Here is a 17,111-nt window from a genome sequence, read left to right as displayed (position 1 = left end):
CAACCGCAGAAAGCATTGAAAGAGATCTCCCCGATGGAGCTTCGCAACATCGCCATCATCGCGCATGTCGACCATGGCAAGACCACCCTCGTCGACGAGCTGCTGAAACAGTCCGGCTCCTTCCGCGACAATCAGGCCGTCTCCGAACGCGCCATGGACAGCAACGACATCGAGCGTGAGCGCGGCATCACCATCCTTGCCAAATGCACCTCCGTCGAACATGGGACCACCCGCATCAACATCGTCGACACCCCCGGCCACGCCGATTTCGGCGGCGAAGTCGAACGCATCCTGAACATGGTGGACGGAGTCGTCCTGCTGGTCGATGCCGCCGAAGGCCCGATGCCGCAGACGAAATTCGTCACCTCCAAGGCGCTGGCCCTTGGCCTGCGCCCGATCGTCGTGCTGAACAAGGTCGACAAGCCCGATGCCGAACCCGACCGCGCCCTGAACGAGGTCTTCGATCTTTTCGCCAATCTCGGCGCGAATGACGAACAGCTCGACTTCCCCTATCTCTATGCCTCGGGTCGCGCCGGCTGGGCGGATGAAAGCCTTGACGGCCCGCGCAAGGACCTGACCGCGCTCTTCGATCTGATCGTGCGCCACGTCCCCGCACCGAAACAGATCGAACGCCAGTCCGAACCCTTCCGCATGCTGGCCACCACGCTTTCCGCCGATCCCTTCATCGGCCGCATCCTGACGGGCCGCGTCGAATCCGGCCGGCTCAAGGTGGGCGAAACGCTCAAGGCCCTCTCGCGCACCGGCGACCGGATCGAACAGTTCCGCGTGACCAAGGTGCTGGCCTTCCGCGGCCTGACCCAGACCGCGATCGACGAAGCCGTCGCAGGCGACATCGTCACCCTTGCCGGCATGACCAAGGCCACCGTGGCCGACACGCTCTGCGCGCTGGACATCGACACCGCCCTTCCCGCCCAACCCATTGATCCGCCGACGATCACCGTCACCTTCGGCATCAATGACAGCCCGCTTGCTGGCCGCGACGGATCAAAGGTCCAGTCGCGCGTGATCCGCGACCGGTTGATGAAGGAATCCGAAGTCAACGTCGCCATCAAGGTGGCCGATACCCCCGGCGGCGAGGCGTTCGAGGTTTCGGGCCGTGGCGAACTTCAGATGGGCGTGCTGATCGAAAACATGCGCCGCGAGGGGTTCGAACTCTCGATCTCCCGCCCCCGCGTCATCTTCAAGGAAGAAGACGGCGTGCGGATGGAACCGGTGGAAGAAGTCATCGTCGATGTGGATGACGAATATTCCGGCGCGGTCATCGACAAGCTGACCGGCGAACGCAAGGGCGACCTTGTGGAAATGAAACCCGCAGGCGCGGGCAAGACCCGCATCATCGCCCATGTCCCCTCGCGCGGGCTGATCGGCTATCACGGCCAGTTCCTGACCGACACGCGCGGCACGGGCGTCCTGAACCGCATCTTCCACGGCTGGGTGCCCCACAAGGGCCCGATCCAGGGCCGCCGCCAGGGCGTGCTGATCAGCATGGAAAACGGCGTCTCGGTCGCCTATGCGCTCTGGAACCTCGAAGAACGCGGGCGCATGTTCATCGGCCCGCAGGAAAACGTCTATGAGGGCATGATCATCGGCGAACATTCCCGCGACAATGATCTCGAGGTGAACCCGCTGAAGGGCAAGAAACTGACCAACGTCCGCGCCTCGGGCACGGATGAGGCGGTGCGCCTGACGCCGCATATCCGCTTCAGCCTTGAAGAGGCCATCGCCTATATCGACGATGACGAACTGGTGGAAGTCACGCCCAAGATCATCCGCCTGCGCAAGCGCGTCCTCGATCCGCATGAACGCAAGCGGCAGGCCCGCGCCTCCTAAGCGTCTGCCTGCACCTCGCCCCGGGTCGCGCGGAAATGTCCGCGCGCCCATTTCATGAATCCCGCCACGCGCGGATCGGCGGCCTTGGCGGCATCCGCCACCGCCCAGATCTCGCAGGGCGGGGGTTTTGGCCCGTCCAGCGGCAACAACTGCGGATCGTTCCCGGCAAGGTCCAGCGGCAAAAGCGCAATGCCCAACCCCGCCGCGCAGGCCTCGGCCATGGTGGGGATATTGGGCGAAAGCAGGCTCACATTGCCGCCCTGCCGCGCCAGCCACCGATAGCAATCCATATCCGCCAGCACCTTCGACGCCCGGATCACCCCCTGCCCGTCCAGCGTCTCCAGCCGCCCCCGGATGCGATGCGCCGCCACATATTGCGGCGCGGCGAACAGCCCCATCTGGAAATGGCCCAGCATCTGCCCCGTGCTGCGCTCCGGCGCATTGGCCATGGGCGCCACCATCACGTCGAAACTGTCCTCATCCAGCGCATAGACCTCGTCATGCACGCCCAGTTCCGCCGCCATGTCCGACCGCGCCTGCCACACCGGCAGCGCAGGCGACAGGAACAGCCGCGCCAGCATCGCGCAACTCACCACCTTCAGCGGCGGCCCGGCCTCGTTCAGCCGCGACCGGATCCGCTCATAGATCGCGGCCATCTCGCGCGCGGCGGCCACCAGTTCCACCCCCCGCGCATTCGGCGTCATCCGCCCCATCTCGTCGCGCAGAAAGATCGGCTGCCCGTTCGCCTCGATCGCGGCCAGCCGCCGCGACATCGTGGATTGGCTGATCTGGGCAATCCGGGCGGCCCCCGACAGGCTGCCCGCATCGCTGATCAGCAAGATGTCCCGCAGGTCGTTCCAATCCGGAAAAGGCGCCGCCATGCCACGTAACTCCCTTGGCAGAAAATCATCTTGCACTCGGGAATCGCCACACTCGTTACCATGCCCCTGAATTGGGCCAGATCAGGAAACAACCATTAACGACACCATCGGTGACGTCAACAGACCATCCGCCAAGCGGGGGTGGCGATCAGGCCGCCCGGCTCAGCGCCAGGGGATCGAACCGGCGCAAGGTCACCTCCGCGCCCTCGAAGATGCAGAAGGATCCGGCAGGAACCTCGGTCCAGTCCGCCTCATCGCTTTCCAGCGGCTCGGACACCACCGCCCGCCCCTGCCGCTGCACCGACCAGCGATGATAAAGCGTCGGCGCATGGTCATCGGTGGCATAGCGCACCGCATAAAGCCGCGCGCCATCCGACAAAGCCGCCGTCAGCCGCAGATGCGGCCCCGTCCCCTTCGCCCGCGACAAAGCGATCACCCGCGCCGCCGCCCGCTCCAGCGCGCCCTGCGGATCATGGTCCAGCCCCTCGGCCAGCGCGATCAGGAACAGCGCCTCGCTGTCCGTCGCCCCCTTCCGGTGGGCATAAAGATCCTCGCGGATCATCATGTCGGCATCCCGGCGAAAGGCCTCATAGCCGCCGATCTGGCCATTATGCATGAAACTCCACCGCCCCACGGTAAAGGGATGGCAGTTGTTCCGGCTTGTCGCCGTCCCGGTCGAGGCGCGGACATGCGCCAGAAACAGCCCCGATTTCACCTGCGCCGTCAGGCTGCGCAGGTTCGGATCAGACCAGGCCGGCATCACATCACGATAAAGCCCCGGCTCCGGCCTGTCGCCATACCAGGCCAGGCCGAACCCATCGGCATTGATCGCGGTATGGCATTGCGTGGCGCAATGGCTCTGGTGGATCAGCGAATGGCCCGGTCGGCTCACGATCTCTTCCAGAAAGATTGGCGCTCCCACATAGGCGGCCCAGCGGCACATCAGACGCACCCCCGGAAATCTAGGCAATCACACATGCTCGTCCTCGGATTCTTTTCCGTGACACTACCATGAAAACGGCCCCCGAAGGGGCCGATTTATCCACAGGGGGCAAAAACCTGCCGCCAATTTCACTCGATTTCCTCGACCACCATCAGATCGCGGACACTGGCCCCTTTCGCATGGGCCAGCGCCGCCTGATAGGCGGGCGAATTGTAGCATTCCACCGCCTTCTCCAGGCTGGGGAACCGCGCCACCACATTGCGCGCGCGGTCATTGCCCTCAAGCTGCACATAGCGCCCGCCGCGGGCAAGGAACACGCCGCCATGGGCGGCGATGGCAGGCCCCGCCTCCTTGGCATAGCGGCCATAGGCCTCGGCGTCGGTCACATGGACATGGGCGATCCAAAGCGCAGTCGCCATCACAGAAGATCCTTAAGATTAGAATTGGCCCCGATCGCGGCTTCCGCCGCTGCAATCGCCGCCTCGGCCAGCGCGATATCCGCACCGCCCGCCTGCGCCATGTCGGGCCGGCCACCGCCGCCCTTGCCACCCATCGCCTCGGCCGCCGCCTTCACCAGCGTCACGGCAGAGAGCCGCCCCGTCAGATCCGCCGTCACGCCCGCCGCCACCGCAGGCTTCGCCCCGGTATCCGCGATCAACAGCACCGCGCCGGACCCCAGCCGCGCCTTCATCTCGTCGATCAGCGCGGGCAGGTCCTTGCCCGACACGCCAGAAAGCACCTGCGCCAGGAACTTCACGCCCCCCACATCCTTCGCCTCGGGGCCGCCCTTGGCCCCGCCGCCCATCGCCAGCTCGCGCCGCAGCTGCGCCACCTCGTTCTGCAGCGCGCGGCGCTCCTCGGCCAGCGCCTTCACACGCTCCACCACCTCGCCCACCGGCGCCTTCAGCACCGATGCCACATCCGCCAGCCGCGCATCCTGCGCGCGCAGATGCTCCAGCGCCGCCGCACCCGTCAGCGCCTCGATCCGCCGCACCCCGGCGGATGACGCCGAATCCCCCAGCAGCACGAAGGCCCCGATATCCCCCGTCCGCGCCACATGCGTGCCGCCGCAAAGCTCAAGGCTATAGGTCTTGCCCTCGGTCCCCTTGCCCGATCCGTCCAGCACGCCCATCGACACGACGCGCACTTCCTCGCCGTATTTCTCGCCGAACAGCGCCTGCGCCCCCAGGGCCCGCGCGTCATCCGGCGTCATGATCCGCGTCTCGACCGGGCTGTTCTGGCGGACGAAGTCATTCACCTCGGCCTCCACCTGCGCCAGTTCCGCCCCCGACAAGGCCGCCGAATGGCTGAAGTCGAACCTCAGACGGTCCGGCGCATTGAGCGATCCCTTCTGCGCCACATGCTCCCCCAGCGCGCGCCGCAGCGCCTCATGCAGCAGATGCGTCGCGGAATGGTTCGCGCGGATCGCCGCGCGGCGGCGATGCTCCACCTCCAGCTTGGCGGGCTGGCCCTTGATCACCGTGCCCTCCACGATCCGCGCGACATGCAGGAACACCCCCGCCGCCTTCTTCGTGTCGGTCACATGGGCCAGACCCGTCGCCGTGCGGATATACCCCGCATCGCCCACCTGCCCGCCCGATTCCCCGTAGAAGGGCGTCTGGTTCACCACGATCTGCACCGTGCTGCCCGCTTCCGCCGATCCGATCCCCGCCCCGTCCCGCACCAGCGCGGTGATCACGCCCTCGGCGGTTTCCGTGTCATAGCCCAGGAATTCCGTCACCCCGTCGGCTTCGGCCAGTTCGAACCAGATCCTGGCATCCTTCGCCTCGCCCGTCCCGGCCCAGGCCGCCCGCGCCTTGGCGCGCTGCTCGGCCATCGCCGCCTCGAAGCCCTGCACATCCACCGCCCGGCCCTTCTCGCGCAGCGCATCCTGCGTCAGGTCCAGCGGGAAGCCGTAAGTATCATAAAGCTTGAACGCCGCGCCCCCGGGCAGCTCCGCCCCCTCGGGCAGCCGCCCCAGTTCCTCATCCAGCAGCTTCAGCCCCCGGTCCAGCGTCTGCTTGAACTTCGTCTCCTCCAGCCGCAGCGTTTCCTCGATCAAGGCCTGCGCCCGGCCCAGTTCCGGATAGGCCCCGCCCATCTGGCGCACCAGCGCGGGCACCAGCTTGTGCATCACCGGATCCTGCGCGCCCAGCATATGCGCATGCCGCATCGCGCGCCGCATGATCCGGCGCAGCACGTAACCCCGCCCCTCGTTCGACGGCATCACGCCATCGGCAATCAGGAACGAAACCGACCGCAGGTGATCCGCGATCACCCGATGGCTCGTCTTGCCCGGCCCGTCGGGATCCTGGCTTGTCGCATGGGCGGATGCCTCGATCAGCGACCGCATCAGATCGGTGTCGTAATTGTCATGCTTGCCCTGCAGCAGCGCCCCGATCCGCTCCAGCCCCATGCCCGTGTCGATGGATTGCATGTCCAGCGGGCGCATCGTGCCATCGGCGAACTGCTCGTTCTGCATGAAGACGTTGTTCCAGATCTCGATGAACCGGTCGCCATCCTCATCCGCAGAACCCGGAGGGCCGCCCCAGATATGGTCGCCGTGGTCGTAAAAGATCTCCGTGCAGGGCCCGCAGGGCCCCGTCGGCCCCATGCGCCAGAAATTGTCATCCGTGGGGATGCGGATGATCCGGTGATCCTCCAGCCCCGCCACCTTCTTCCAGATCCCCGCGGCCTCGTCGTCGGTATGGTAAACCGTGACGCACAGCTTCTTGGGGTCGATCCCGAAATCCTTCGTCAGCAATTCCCAGGAAAAGGCGATCGCCTCGGCCTTGAAGTAATCGCCAAAGCTGAAATTCCCCAGCATCTCAAAGAACGTATGATGCCGCGCGGTATAGCCCACATTGTCCAGGTCATTGTGCTTGCCACCCGCCCGCACGCATTTCTGCGCCGTCGTCGCCCGCTTGTAATCCCGCGTCTCCACCCCGGTGAAACAGTTCTTGAACTGCACCATGCCGGAATTGGCGAACATCAGCGTCGGGTCGTTGCGCGGCACCAGGGGCGAGGAGTCGACGACGCGATGCCCGTTGCGCGCAAAGAAATCAAGGAAGGTAGAGCGGATATCGTTCAGCGACGCCATGCTGCAGGGGCCCTTTCGGAAAGGCGGAAAACCGGTTCGGAACCCCAATTAGCCCTGCAATCCGCCCCTGTCCACAGCCGCCATCCACCCGCCCCCGCCCCCGGCACGAAAAAAGGCCGGAACCCTGCGGTTCCGGCCCCTTTCGTGCGCGCCCCGAAGGTCGCCCGCGTCACATGTCCAGCACATCCGCCTCATCCGCGCCGCCCGGCGCGGTGAAATCCAGCCCGTTGGCCGCGCGGATCTTGTCCTCGATCTCGGCGGCAAGGGCGGGGTTCTGGCGCAGGAACTGCTTGGCATTCTCACGCCCCTGCCCGATCCGCTCGTCGCCATAGGAATACCAGGCGCCCGATTTCTCCACGACACCCGCCTTCACGCCGATGTCGATCAACTCGCCCAGTTTCGAGATGCCCTCGCCATACATGATGTCGAATTCCACCTCGCGGAACGGGGGCGAGACCTTGTTCTTCACCACCTTCACCCGGGTCGAATTGCCCACCACCTCATCCTTGTCCTTGATCGAACCGATCCGGCGGATGTCCAGCCTTACGCTGGCGTAGAATTTCAGCGCATTGCCGCCCGTCGTCGTCTCGGGGCTGCCGAACATCACGCCGATCTTCATGCGGATCTGGTTGATGAAGATCACCATGCAGTTGCTGCGCCCGATGCTGGCCGTCAGCTTGCGCATCGCCTGGCTCATCAGCCGGGCCTGGCTGCCCATCTGCATGTCGCCCATGTCACCCTCGATCTCGGCCTTGGGCGTCAGCGCCGCCACCGAATCGACGACGATCAGGCTCACCGCGCCCGACCGCACCAGCGTATCCACGATCTCCAGCGCCTGTTCGCCCGTATCCGGCTGGCTGATCAGCAGCTCGTCCAGATTGACGCCCAGCTTCTTGGCATATTGCGGGTCCAGCGCATGTTCGGCATCGACAAAGGCGCAGACCCCGCCCTTCTTCTGCTCTTCCGCCACCACATGCAGCGTCAGCGTCGTCTTGCCCGAGGATTCCGGCCCGAAGATCTCGATGATCCGCCCCTTGGGCAGCCCCCCGATCCCCAGCGCGATATCAAGGCCCAGCGAACCCGTCGACGTGGCCTCGATCTCCATCACCGGGCTGTCCTTGCCCAGCTTCATGATGGATCCCTTGCCGAACTGCCGTTCGATCTGTGCCAGCGCGCTTTCCAGCGCCTTTGCCTTGTCCATTTCGCGCTTCCCGTTCAAATCGAGGAGGTTCGCCACCGCCATGTCCGTCTCCTTATTTCACAGCCGCGACCGGGCGGCAATTGCTGCGCTTGTTCCCCAAGTGTTCTCATCCTTATGAGCACAAATAGGGAACATTTCAACCAAATTCGAACATCCCCATCCTGCGCGGCAAAGGTTAAGGCCCGGTTTACGCGGCCCGGTGCCTGCGGCTGCCCCTCGCCTATTGCGGCGACCTTGTGTAGAAGGCGCGGAAGGGGGGGCGCGCAGAGGCCGCGCCCGGCGCTGCAGGACGTGTCATGCTGGTATTCTGGGAACAACGACTGGCCATCCTGGCCACGCCAAAGACGGGCTCCACCGCGATCGAGGCCGCGCTCGAATCGATGGCCACCATGTCGATCCAGCGCCCCCCGGTGCTGAAACACACGCCCGTCCAGCGCTTCCACCGCTTCATCGGCCCCTATCTCGAGGTGACTTCGGGGCAGCCCTTCACCGTGGTGGCCCTGATGCGCGAACCGCGCGATTGGCTGGGATCCTGGTTCCGCTACCGCCAGCGCGACGATGTCACCGATCCGGCGAAATCCACCCAGGGCATGACCTTCGACGCCTTCGTGAACGCCTGGTGCGACGATCCCCAGCCGGAATTCGCCGCCGTCGGCTCGCAGGCCCGCTTCCTGCAGCCCAAGGCCGAGAAGGGCCTCGATCACCTCTTCCGCTATGAAGAGATCGAAACCTTCGTCCATTTCCTCGAAGACCGGCTGGATTGCGAGATCATCCTGCCGCGCCTGAACGTCTCGCCCGCCGCGCCGATGGACCTTGCCCCCGCGACCGAGGCCCGCCTGCGCAAGGCCGCCGCCCGCGACTTCGCGCTCTACGAAACCCTCCGCCCCCTGGCCCCCTGACGGCGGGCGCGGGGCCTGGCCGCTCTGCGCCCCCTGCCCCGCAGGCGGCATCGAGCCCTGTCCCTGCCTGGCAGGCACCATCAAGCCCTGCCCCCTGCACCCATACCCGCCAGAGGCCCCGGCCGGCACTTTCCCATTTCCCGCCCGATCCCCCTTGTCCCGGCTGATGCGCAGGCCCGCCTGACGTTCAGGCCGCCAGTTGCGCCTGCACCGTCTCGGTCAGTTCCGTCAGCGAAAAGGGCTTGGGCAGGAAAACCGAATTCGGGATGCGCGCCTGATCGTCCGACAGCGATTCCTCGGCATAGCCCGAGATGAACACCGTCCGCACGCCCGGCCGCCGTTCCAGCGCCTGCCGCACCCAGCCCGGCCCGTCCAGGCCCGGCATCACCACATCCGTCACAAAGACATCCACATGCAGCGCCGCATCCTCCAGCAGCGCCAGCGCCGCCTCGGCATTGGCGGCCTCCAGCACCGAAAGCCCGCGCAGGCGCAGCGCGCGCGCGGCAAAGGTGCGCACCGGCACCTCATCCTCCACCAGCAGGACCACCGCATCGCTGCGCCGCGCCCCCCGGCGCGCCGCGGGTGCCGCCACCGGCTCCGCAGGCAGATCGCTGCACTGCGGAAACCACAGCTCGAACTCCGTCCCCTCGCCCGGGGTCGAGGAGACGAAGATGAACCCGCCCGACTGCTTCACGATGCCATAGGCCGTCGACAGGCCCAGCCCGGTGCCTTCGCCGATCCGCTTCGTGGTGTAGAAAGGCTCGAATATCTTGCCCATATGCTCCGGCCCGATCCCGCAGCCCGTATCGCGCACCGCGATCACCACATGCTCGCCCCGCGGCAGGATCGCGCGGTCGCGGATCACCTCGCGCTCCAGCCGCTCCAGCCGTGTCTCGATCTGCACGACACCGCCCTCGGGCATGGCATCGCGGGCATTCACGACCAGGTTCACCATCACCTGTTCCAGCTGCCGCCGATCCGCCCGGATCGCCACCGGCGCGCGGGCATGCAGCAGGTCGAGCCCCACCTTCTCGCCCAGCAGACGGTTGAGCAGATGCGTCAGATCGGCCAGCGTCTCGGCCAGATCCAGCCGCTCGGGCTTCAGCGTCTGCTTGCGCGAAAAGGCCAGAAGCTGCGCCACCAGCGCCGCCGCCCGATTCGCATTCTGCCTGATCTGCAGCAGGTCGCCATGATCGGGATCATCGGCCGACCGGCCCAGCAGCAGCAGGTCGCAATGGCCCGAAATGGCCGTCAGCAGATTGTTGAAATCATGCGCGATCCCGCCCGCAAGCTGGCCGATGGCCTGCATCTTCTGGCCCTGGGCGAACTGCGCCTCCATCCGCTTGATCGTCGTGGTGTCCTGCAGGATGGCCAGCGCCCCGCCAGCCCCGTCAGGCCGCAGCGTCACCTGCAGGAAGCGCTCCGCCTCCTCGCCCCGGCTGCGGCCCCGCAATCCCGCCATCTCGGCCCCGCCCGGCAGCCGCCCCTGCGCCACATCCACGATCCAGTCGCGGATCGGCCGCCCCAGATCGACAAAGATCCCCGCCGGTTCCGGCAGATCCCCCGGCGCCAGATCCAAGAGCGCCCGCGCCGTGGCATTGGCCCGGATCAGCCCGCCCGCCGCGTCGAATTGCAACAGCGGCACGGCCAGGCTTTCGAACAGATCCCCCTCCGCCTCCCCGGCCACGGCCCCGGAGGCCGCAGCCGCCGCGCCGGCCTGCCGGCGCAACCGGGCCAGATCCTGCAGGCTGACCAGGGCCGCCATGCCCAGCCCCAGCAACAGCCCCGCGATCATGATCCCCGATGGCAGCCGCAACAGAAGCCCCGCGATCGCCACCGCGATTCCGGCCGCCAGCGCCAGCCGCAGCCAGATCTCCCCGCCCCCCTGCCCCAGGGGCAGGCCGGTCAGAATTCCACCACGGCGAGGAGTCCTGTCTTCCATGCCCGCCAGTATGGCGCTGAAAACGTTAACAGATCGCTAACGCCCCTCGCCGCGGCGCAGGATCGCGCCGAAAAACCCGTCGCCCCCCTCCAGCGGGGTAAAGCGCCGCGCCGCCTCCAGCCGCCAGCCCGGATGGCGCTCCAGAAAGGCCGCAACCTGCGCGCCGTTCTCCGCCTCAAGCAGCGAACAGGTCGCATAGCCCAGCACGCCACCCGGCCCCAGCATCCCGGCCGCACGGTCCATGATCCCGGCCTGCACCTCCCGCAGGGCAGCCAACCGCTCTGCCGTCAGCGCCCATTTCCCCTCCGGATCGCGCCGCCAGCTGCCCGAACCGGAACAGGGCACATCCGCCAGCACCAGGTCATAGGGCCCCGCCCGCTCGGGCCGGTCCGTCCGCTGCACCGCCACCCCGGCCCGGCCCGCCCGCGCGGGCAGATCCGCCATGCGCCGCGGCTCGGCATCATGCGCGACCAGCCGCAGCCGCGCCCGCCCCGCCATGGCCAGCGTCTTGCCCCCGCCGCCCGCGCACAGATCCAGCACCGCCATGCCATCGGCCAGGGGCAGCATCTCCACCACCGCCTGGCTCGCGGCATCCTGCAATTCCACCCGCCCCTCGCGATAGGCCGCCGTCGCCTGCACCTTCCGCGCGCCCGAAACCACCTCCAGCGCCGAGGCCGCCAGCCCATGCGCCACCGTCTCCACCCCCTCCGCCGCCAGTTCCGCCTGCGCCGCCTCCCGCGTCACCCGCGCCAAGTTCACCCGCAGAAAGACCGGCGCGCGCCGCTGCAGCGCCTGCATCACCGGCGCGAAATCCGCCCCCAGAGACGCCCGCAGCAATGGCTCCAGCCAGTCGGGGCAATCCAGCGCCGCCGCGCCCTCGGGCGCGGCCCCCGCCTCTGTTGGCCCGGGCGGCGCGGGGGCATGGCCCGCGCCATCAAACAGCGCCTCCTGCCCCGTCGCCCGCGCCCAGCCCAGCACAAGGCCCCGCCCCGTCAGCCCAGCCCCCAGCGCCGCAAAGGACGCCCGGCAGCGCAGCGCCGCAAAGACGATGTCGCGCACCATGGCCCGATCCCCCGATCCGGCAAAGCGGCTCGCCCGCCCCCACTGCACCAACGCAACCTCTGCCGCCTGCCCCGCCAGCACCCGCTCCAGCACCGCGATCGCCGCCGCCGCCCGCGCGCCCGGCGTCATGCCTTGCGCTCCTGCAGGATATTGCCGCCATCCACCACGATCACCGCCCCGTTCACATAGGATGCCGCGTCCGAGGCAAGAAACCCCACCACCGCCGCCACCTCATCGGGCGTGCCCGCCCGCCCCGGCGGCGTCGCCCGCGCCGCCAAAAGCTCTTCCGGGGTCGAGGCCTCGGTCGCCACCCAGCCCGGCGCCACGGCATTCACCGTCACCCCCCGCGCCGCCACCTCCAGCGCCAGCGCATGGGTCAGCCCCACCATCCCCGCCTTGGCCGCCGAATAGGCGGCCTCCCCGGGATTCGAGACATAGGGGCCCGTCACACTGGCCATCATCACCACCCGGCCCCGCCCCCGCGCCACCATCCCCGGCAGGAAGGCCCGCGTCACCAGCACCGCCGTGGTGAGCGAGGCATCCATCGCCCGCCGCCACTGATCCGGGTCCAGATCCAGGAACGACACCTGCGCCGCCGGTGCCCCCACCGATCCCATCCCCGCATTGTTCACCAGGACATCGACCGGCCCCACCGCATCGAAAAGCCGCGCCACCTGATCGGGTTCCGTCAGATCCGCGACATGGGCCGTCACCTCCAGCCCCTCGGCGATCAGTTCCGCCGCCCGCGCATGGATGCGCCCCGTCGTGGCGCAGATCGCCACCCGGTCGCCCCCCCGCGCCAGCGCCCGCGCGCAGGCAAGGCCGATCCCCCCCGGCGCGCCTGCCCCCGTCACCAATACCCGCCGCCGTTCCACCATCGCCGCCCCCGCATTCCCGCGCCGGACCATAGGAAAAGGCGGCCGCCTTGACCAGCGCCCGCCCCCATCCATCAATCGAAGGTCATCGAGGGAACCCGCAGGACCCCGCGAAACCCCGGCCGCAGCCCTATTCCGCCTGATCCGCAGGCTTTGCGTTCAGCATTCCGTATTTCTCTTCGCCCAGCCGGTCGAACAGGCCCAACTGCGTTTCCAGGAAGTCGATATGCCCCTCCTCATCCGCGATCAGCTCGTCAAACAGCGCGCGGGTCACGAAATCGCCCACGCTGTCGCAATGCCGCCGCGCCTCGATATACAGGCTGCGCGCCTCATGCTCGGCGGCCAGATCCGCCTCCAGCGTCTCGCGCAGGGTCTGCCCGATGCGCAGCGGGTCCAGCTTCTGCAGGTTCGGATGGCCCTCCAGAAAGATGATCCGCGCGATCAGCTTGTCGGCATGGTGCATCTCCTCGATGCTCTCCGCCCGCGATTTCGCGGCCAGATGGCCGAACCCCCAATCCTCCTGCAGCCGGAAATGCAGCCAGTACTGGCTGACCGCCGTCAGTTCCGACCGCAACGCCGCGTTGAGAAATTCAATTACCTTGGGATCGCCCTTCATGGTGCCGTCCTTGCCTGAGGATTGGTATCGCCTGCCTGGACACCGCGCCAATGGCCGGCGGTGTCGTGGGTACCTCAAGGCTGGCACACATTCGCATCGTGTCAAGAAAGAGCGGCATGCATCCGCCACAATCGGCGCGATGCCCCAGCGCGTGATAGATCTTGCCGGGCGTGATGATCGTCTCGGGATCGGCCCGCCGCATCCAGTCCACCGCGGCGCGGATGTCGTGATCCGATATTCCGGTGCAATGACAGACGATCACGCGCGCCTCACTTGGTCAGGATCAGCTTGCCCAGCCGGGTGATGCGCAGGACATAGACCTCGCCCTGATGAATCAGGCGCGCAAGGCTGCCGCCGCCCGTCAGGGCCAGCACGTCATGCACGGGGATATCGGTCTGGGTCTCGGGCTTGTCGGTCATCACGGAAGGCAGGCAGGGATCACGGTGTCAGGATGCCGGACAGCCCGGCCGGGATTACCCTAGTGTTTTGCTTGGAAATGTAAAGCTGATTATTTTTGTAGGAAACCCGCCGCCGCCACCCCTTTCCCTGCCCCGCCCTCCGGGCCAGCATGGGCCGGGCGCATGGGCGACCGATTCGCGGATTTCGCGGCGGGCGGCGGAATGAAATCCGCCCCGCCGCGTTGTCCTGCCGGATCACCCCCAATTGGAAAGAGCCCCGATGGCAGACCTGTTCCGACAAGACCTCGTCGCACTCGTCCCCCGCCTGCGCCGCTTCGCCTATGGCCTCACGGGCAACCGCCAGGACGGCGACGATCTGGTGCAGGCCGCCTGCGAAAAGGCGCTGCGCAACGCCGCCCAGTTCCAGCCCGGCACAAGGATGGACAGCTGGATGTATCGCATCATCCAGACCCTCTGGATCGACGACCGCCGCCGCCACATGCGGCACGGCCCCGCCATCGACCCCGCCGATGTCGATCTCAGCGACGAAGGCAAGGCCGCCAGCCTGCCGGAAGACCGCATGATGCTGGCCCGCACCCGCGCCGCCATGGCCACCCTGCCCGAGCCGCAGCGCGCCGTCCTCGCCCTCGTCGCGATCGAAGGCCTCAGCTACCGCGAGGCCGCCGAAACCCTCGACATCCCCGTCGGCACCGTGATGAGCCGCCTCTCCCGCGCCCGTGAGGCGCTCCTGCCCAAGCTTGGCCTCTCGCAAGGACCCCGTCAATGACCGCCCCCAAAGCAATGGACCGCGCCCGCCTCGCCGCCTTCGTGGATGGCGAACTTTCCCCCGAAGATTCCGCCGCCGTGGTGATGCATCTGGCCGATCACCCCGCCGATCAGGCCTATGTCGACGATCTCTTCGCGGCCAATGCCGCATTGGCCCGCGCCTTTGCCGCACCCCTTTCCGAACCCGTGCCGCCCGCGATCCAGGCCCTGCTGGCCGAACCCGCCCCCTCGGCGGCAATCCTGCCCTTCCCGCCCGCGCGGGGCCGCCTTCGCCCCGCCCTGGCGGGCGGCCTAGGCCTTGCCGCCGGGCTGGCCCTTGCGCTCTACCTTGTCCAGCCCGCGCCCCCCGCCACCCTTGCCGTGGGGCCGCTCGATGCGGCCAGCCCGCTCGCCACCGCGCTGGAAGGCCTGCCCTCCGGCGCGACCCTGGCCACCACCTCGGGGCCGGAAGCCGTGATCCTCTCCACCCTGCCCACCGCCACCGGCCACTGCCGCGAGGTGGAATCCCTCGACCGCGCCGCCCGCCGCATCGACCTGGCCCTCGCCTGCCGCCTGCCCCAGGGGGGCTGGCAAATCGAGATGGTCCTCGCCGAAACCCTGCCCGGGGACAGCACCACCGAACCGGGCTTCGCCGCCGCCGAAGGCACGGCCCTGCAGGATTTCTCCGCCTATCTCGACCGGCGCGGCGCGGGCCTCGCCCTCTCGCCCGAGGAAGAGGCCGCCCTCATCGCGCGCGGCTGGGCGGAATGATCGCGCCCCCGCCGATCACGGCTGCGTGATCCCGCCACGGGGCGGGAATAGCCTCCCGCCCCCCGCGTTGTCCCTGTACGAAACGGCCAGACGGCCCGACAGCAAGGAGACAGACATGAAGACGATCACCACGACCGCCGCCGCCATCCTCGCCCTCGCCCCGCTTGGCGCCCAGGCAGCGGGCCTCGCCCTGCCCGCCCCGGCTGCGCTCACCGCGCCCGTCACGGCCCCGGCCGGCACCGACGCCCAGCCGGTCTTCCTCGACCTCGCACAGGTCGAAGGCGATCTCCTCCGCCTCCTGCGCGGCAATGGCGGCGACAGCCGCGATCGCGGCGGCAATGGCCGCGACAGCAACGGCGGCAACTCCAATGGCGGCGACAGCAACGGGGGCGACAGCAACGGCGGCAACTCCAACGGCGGTGACAGCGGCAACGGCGGCGACAGCTGATCCCCCGAACCAACGCCCATCAGGCCGGCCCCCACGGGGCCGGCCTTTTCCATATCAACCCACCAGAGACAGCCCCGCCCGTGCCTTGCCGCCCCCCGCACAACCGGAAAACCCCCGCCTCCTCCCACTGGCAGGACACAGCCCTTCCGGTGGCCCATCGAAAAAAGCCCATCGCGATCCTGCGGCAAACTCCCCTTCCCCAGCCGCGCCATGTCATGAGCCTGCATTGGGCGGAAAGCGGACACACGTTGGCGCAATTAGCTAGTCATATAACATTCTAAACCTGATAGGCGCTGTTCAGAACAGCGCATCCGGCGCTGCAATGCCAAGAGCGCCGAAAAATTCTTCAAGAACGTAATTTATATATTATTAGTCCGTCCAATATGTATTTTTGACGATCACTTGAACCGTGATCGTCTAGCCTCGCAAATATAAATGAAGTAGCAGTGTCAAGGACATCCTCAAATTTGCGGGCTGACTTTCAAGTGGGTAGGATGATTTTTCGATCGATGTCTTGAGGTGGAGTCCAGAGAACAACTCGGGCATCAGTTGCCGTGATAGCCTCGCTAACTGAAAGGTCTTCCTTGTACTTACTGTAACGCATTTCCATATATCGGAAAATATCCTCGTAGGTATCGTAATGCTGGTCGCCGCCACCGAGCGCGCAGGTTAATTCAAAAACTTGATCGAAATAATCATGTGCGTTCACAACTAATGTTTTTGTATAGCTCGGCACTTGTCCTCGGTGAACGATTAGATTTCGAGTGCGGTAAATTCGATGAATCTGCCAACTTACCCTACGTTCATGATCTTCGATCGCCTTAAGTGTCTTCGCTCGGGATCTGAGCGTTTTGAGAAATGAAAAAGTTCTGTGGCGCAATAGATGGAAGTCCTTCATCTCGGCGAACAGCACCTCCACCAGAGGTTCGTTGGCATCCAAAGTCAAAAGACAATAAAACTGCTGCAGAAGGTTGTCTCCGTCTCCACAAGCCGCTGACTTGATTGACTTAAAGGCAAACTTGCGATTCCATCGCAGCACATCTCCTAAAAGGCAACGAGTTAGCCTGGCCATATAGTTTAGACCAATGAATGGCAAAACTCCCTGTGTAACATTTGAGATGGTGCTTCCAGAATAGGACTCTGGAGTAATTGTTTCCAAGGCCGTCCAAATGTTCACAAGTTGATTCTCGACCGAAGTTGAACTATTACTCATGCCGTGGAAACTGACCGCATTGAAGAACTTCTTGCCATCTGGCCCCGACGGAATCCGGACCCTCTTCATCCCACATTCTCCAAGTAAGTCGCTGATTTCGCTGTCGTAATCGTGATATTTCGCATATAAATCATGGCGTTGACGGC

At 66.4% G+C, this 17,111-nt stretch carries 17 protein-coding genes; 5 read left to right on the top strand and 12 right to left on the bottom strand.

Annotated elements, in window-relative coordinates; all coding sequences use genetic code 11:
• Positions 1 to 33 precede the first annotated feature (33 nt).
• On the top strand, positions 34 to 1,851 hold the full coding sequence (gene typA, locus G5V65_RS19330) for a translational GTPase TypA (protein ID WP_165053563.1): 1,818 nt from the start codon (positions 34 to 36) through the stop codon (positions 1,849 to 1,851).
• Here typA and G5V65_RS19325 read toward each other — a convergent pair.
• The 5 genes from G5V65_RS19325 to recA all read right to left on the bottom strand — a co-directional run bounded on the left by G5V65_RS19325 (position 1,848) and on the right by recA (position 8,018).
• Positions 1,848 to 2,732 (bottom strand): LysR family transcriptional regulator, encoded by an 885-nt coding sequence (locus G5V65_RS19325; protein WP_165053560.1) that lies wholly within the window; start codon positions 2,730 to 2,732, stop codon positions 1,848 to 1,850. The two genes, typA and G5V65_RS19325, sit on opposite strands and share 4 nt — an antisense overlap.
• 148 nt (positions 2,733 to 2,880) lie before the next feature.
• Positions 2,881 to 3,675, bottom strand: a complete 795-nt coding sequence (locus tag G5V65_RS19320) for a class II glutamine amidotransferase (protein WP_165053557.1) — start codon at positions 3,673 to 3,675, stop codon at positions 2,881 to 2,883.
• Positions 3,676 to 3,803: 128 nt separating this feature from the next.
• Positions 3,804 to 4,094, bottom strand: coding sequence for a DUF1330 domain-containing protein (locus tag G5V65_RS19315; protein WP_165053555.1), 291 nt, complete (start codon positions 4,092 to 4,094; stop codon positions 3,804 to 3,806).
• Positions 4,094 to 6,775, bottom strand: a complete 2,682-nt coding sequence (gene alaS, locus G5V65_RS19310) for an alanine--tRNA ligase (RefSeq protein WP_165053552.1) — start codon at positions 6,773 to 6,775, stop codon at positions 4,094 to 4,096. The genes G5V65_RS19315 and alaS overlap by 1 nt, the downstream gene beginning before the upstream one ends.
• Before the next feature lie 169 nt (positions 6,776 to 6,944).
• Positions 6,945 to 8,018 (bottom strand): recombinase RecA, encoded by a 1,074-nt coding sequence (gene recA / locus G5V65_RS19305; protein ID WP_165053549.1) that lies wholly within the window; start codon positions 8,016 to 8,018, stop codon positions 6,945 to 6,947.
• Between the two features lie 254 nt (positions 8,019 to 8,272).
• Here recA and G5V65_RS19300 point away from each other — a divergent pair, with 254 nt between their 5' ends.
• Positions 8,273 to 8,875: a hypothetical protein gene (locus G5V65_RS19300; protein WP_165053546.1), complete on the top strand. Its 603-nt coding sequence runs from the start codon at positions 8,273 to 8,275 to the stop codon at positions 8,873 to 8,875.
• A gap of 187 nt (positions 8,876 to 9,062) precedes the next feature.
• Here the strand turns inward: G5V65_RS19300 and G5V65_RS19295 are convergent, their stop codons facing one another.
• The 6 genes from G5V65_RS19295 to hemP all read right to left on the bottom strand — a co-directional run bounded on the left by G5V65_RS19295 (position 9,063) and on the right by hemP (position 13,789).
• Positions 9,063 to 10,817, bottom strand: a complete 1,755-nt coding sequence (locus G5V65_RS19295; RefSeq protein WP_165053543.1) for an ATP-binding response regulator — start codon at positions 10,815 to 10,817, stop codon at positions 9,063 to 9,065.
• A gap of 36 nt (positions 10,818 to 10,853) precedes the next feature.
• Positions 10,854 to 12,008, bottom strand: a complete 1,155-nt coding sequence (locus tag G5V65_RS19290) for an RsmB/NOP family class I SAM-dependent RNA methyltransferase (protein ID WP_165053541.1) — start codon at positions 12,006 to 12,008, stop codon at positions 10,854 to 10,856.
• On the bottom strand, positions 12,005 to 12,787 hold the full coding sequence (locus G5V65_RS19285) for an SDR family NAD(P)-dependent oxidoreductase (RefSeq protein WP_206526896.1): 783 nt from the start codon (positions 12,785 to 12,787) through the stop codon (positions 12,005 to 12,007). The genes G5V65_RS19290 and G5V65_RS19285 overlap by 4 nt, the downstream gene beginning before the upstream one ends.
• A 97-nt stretch (positions 12,788 to 12,884) precedes the next feature.
• Positions 12,885 to 13,370 (bottom strand): bacterioferritin, encoded by a 486-nt coding sequence (bfr, locus tag G5V65_RS19280; protein ID WP_165053538.1) that lies wholly within the window; start codon positions 13,368 to 13,370, stop codon positions 12,885 to 12,887.
• On the bottom strand, positions 13,345 to 13,632 hold the full coding sequence (locus G5V65_RS19275) for a (2Fe-2S)-binding protein (RefSeq protein WP_165053535.1): 288 nt from the start codon (positions 13,630 to 13,632) through the stop codon (positions 13,345 to 13,347). Before G5V65_RS19275 ends, bfr begins: the two co-directional genes overlap by 26 nt.
• A 7-nt stretch (positions 13,633 to 13,639) precedes the next feature.
• On the bottom strand, positions 13,640 to 13,789 hold the full coding sequence (gene hemP, locus G5V65_RS19270; RefSeq protein WP_165053532.1) for a hemin uptake protein HemP: 150 nt from the start codon (positions 13,787 to 13,789) through the stop codon (positions 13,640 to 13,642).
• Positions 13,790 to 14,048: 259 nt separating this feature from the next.
• Here hemP and G5V65_RS19265 point away from each other — a divergent pair, with 259 nt between their 5' ends.
• The 3 genes from G5V65_RS19265 (at position 14,049) to G5V65_RS19255 (ending at position 15,752) form a co-directional block, all read left to right on the top strand.
• On the top strand, positions 14,049 to 14,555 hold the full coding sequence (locus tag G5V65_RS19265) for an RNA polymerase sigma factor (protein WP_165053530.1): 507 nt from the start codon (positions 14,049 to 14,051) through the stop codon (positions 14,553 to 14,555).
• On the top strand, positions 14,552 to 15,304 hold the full coding sequence (locus tag G5V65_RS19260) for a zf-HC2 domain-containing protein (protein ID WP_165053527.1): 753 nt from the start codon (positions 14,552 to 14,554) through the stop codon (positions 15,302 to 15,304). The genes G5V65_RS19265 and G5V65_RS19260 overlap by 4 nt, the downstream gene beginning before the upstream one ends.
• 115 nt (positions 15,305 to 15,419) lie before the next feature.
• Positions 15,420 to 15,752 carry a hypothetical protein gene (locus G5V65_RS19255; protein ID WP_165053525.1) on the top strand — a complete coding sequence of 111 codons (333 nt, stop codon included), beginning with the start codon at positions 15,420 to 15,422 and terminating at the stop codon, positions 15,750 to 15,752.
• A gap of 481 nt (positions 15,753 to 16,233) precedes the next feature.
• Here G5V65_RS19255 and G5V65_RS19250 read toward each other — a convergent pair.
• Positions 16,234 to 17,111, bottom strand: an 878-nt coding sequence (locus G5V65_RS19250) for a hypothetical protein (protein ID WP_206526895.1), incomplete at its 5' end; no start/stop codon positions are given.

Origin of the sequence: Paragemmobacter kunshanensis (assembly GCF_011059185.1) — a bacterium.
GTDB classification, from domain to species: domain Bacteria; phylum Pseudomonadota; class Alphaproteobacteria; order Rhodobacterales; family Rhodobacteraceae; genus Paragemmobacter; species Paragemmobacter kunshanensis.
The sequence above is the reverse complement of the archived record's forward strand: the minus strand, read 5'-3'. Positions and strand labels throughout refer to the sequence as shown.